At 69.2% G+C, this 1,708-nt stretch carries 2 protein-coding genes; both read left to right on the top strand.

The features are described 5' to 3' along the window. Positions 1–622 (top strand): (Fe-S)-binding protein (locus JHN63_RS51015; RefSeq protein ID WP_200691930.1); only part of this gene is annotated, 622 nt, incomplete at its 5' end. Next, on the top strand, positions 619–1,380 hold the full coding sequence (locus tag JHN63_RS51020; protein ID WP_200691931.1) for a metallophosphoesterase: 762 nt from the start codon (positions 619–621) through the stop codon (positions 1,378–1,380). The genes JHN63_RS51015 and JHN63_RS51020, both read left to right, overlap by 4 nt. The last annotated feature ends 328 nt before the right edge of the window (positions 1,381–1,708 follow it).

Consider the following 1,708-nt stretch of genomic DNA (forward strand, 5'->3'; position numbering starts at 1 on the left):
GACGGGGAAGCCCGTCTGCTGTGGGCTGACGTATGTGTCGACGGGCCAACTGGACCGCGCCCGCGAGGTGATGCGCACCACCCTGGACGTGATGGGCGTGCTGGTGGACGGCGAGGGCGCCCCACCCGTGGTGGTCCTGGAGCCGAGCTGCGCGGCGGCCCTCCGCACGGACCTCCCCGAGCTGCTCCCCGACGACCCCCGCGCGGCCCGCCTCGCCGCCATGGTCCTCACCTTCGCCGAGGCCCTGGAACGCCACGCGGCCCCCGACTGGACCCCGCCCCGCATCGACCGCCCGGCGACCGGCCAGACCCACTGCCACCAGCACGCGGTCCTGGGCGACACCGCCGACCGCCGCCTCCGCACGGCAGCGGGCCTGACCGGCGAACTCGCGGGCGGCTGCTGCGGGTTGGCAGGAAACTTCGGCTTCGAGAAGGGCCACTACGAGGTGTCGACGACCTGCGCGGAGGAACAACTCCTGCCCGCCGTACGCGAGGCACCGAACAACGCGGTGATCCTGGCGGACGGCTTCTCCTGCCGCACGCAGTTGGAGCAGCTGGCGGGGGTACGAGGACGGCATCTGGCAGAGGTACTGGCGGAGGCGCTGGAGGGAGAACGGAAGTGACCGATGAACTGCGCCGAGTCGCCGTCCTCTCCGATGTCCACGGAGTACTCCCCGCCCTGGAAGCGGTCCTCGCCGAACCGGAGGTGGCCGCGGCCGACCGCATCGTCCTCACCGGCGACATCACGGCCGGCCCCCAACCGGCGGAAGTAGTAGACCTGTTGCGCGCCCAGGCGGACCGAGTCCTCTGGCTGTCGGGCAACGCGGACCGCGAACTGGTCGAGTACCGCAGAGGTGAACGCGACGAGATCCCCGACCCGATCGCCCCGTACGCGGCGACCGCGCTCCGCGCCGACCAGATCGACTTCCTGGCTACTCTCCCCAAGACGCTCACCCTCTCGATCCACGGCCTCGGCAAGGTCCTCTTCTGCCACGCAACTCCCCGCGACGACGAGGAGGTTGTCCTGGTCGACTCCCGGCCCGCCCGCTGGACAGAGGTCCTCGGCGGCCTGGACGAGGACATCCGCACGATCGTCTGCGGCCACACCCATATGCCGTACATCCGCCTCGCCCAAGGCCGCCTGATCATCAACCCGGGCAGCATCGGCATGCCGTACGGCCGCCCCGGCGCCCACTGGTGCCTCCTCGGCCCCGGCACGGACCTGCGTGTGACGCCGTACGACATCCCGGCGGCGATCGCCCGCCTCGTCCGCGAGTCCGGCTACCCGGAGATCTCGGAGTGGGCGGACTACTTCCTCAACGCACGGGCTTCGGACACGGAAGCGCTGGAGACGTTCGGACCCCGGGACGGGCGAGCGTGACTCCTCGACGCCCTCGATTGAAGGCGGAAGCACAGGTTCGTTAAGGGTGTTCTCAGGTTTATTAGAGAACTCTCAGGTTCGCCGCCGGAACTCAGGATTCGCAAAGGTATTCACAGCACCTGCTTGCCGTTCGCTTGCCTGGTTTGCCGATCCATGGGGTCGGGCGCGTGTAGGTTCATCGGTGTCGGGAATTCCCCGGGCGGTAACACGCTCGACTTTGACGCACAATCCACTGCACAACCCAAGGAGTTCGGCATGAGCCTCAAGAAGCTCGCCCCGCTGTCCCCCAAGCCCCAGTCGAAGCAGCTCCCGCCCCCGCCGCCGAAGC

The sequence above is a fragment of the Streptomyces sp. MBT65 genome (genome assembly GCF_016612545.1).
Taxonomy (GTDB): Bacteria; Actinomycetota; Actinomycetes; order Streptomycetales; family Streptomycetaceae; genus Streptomyces.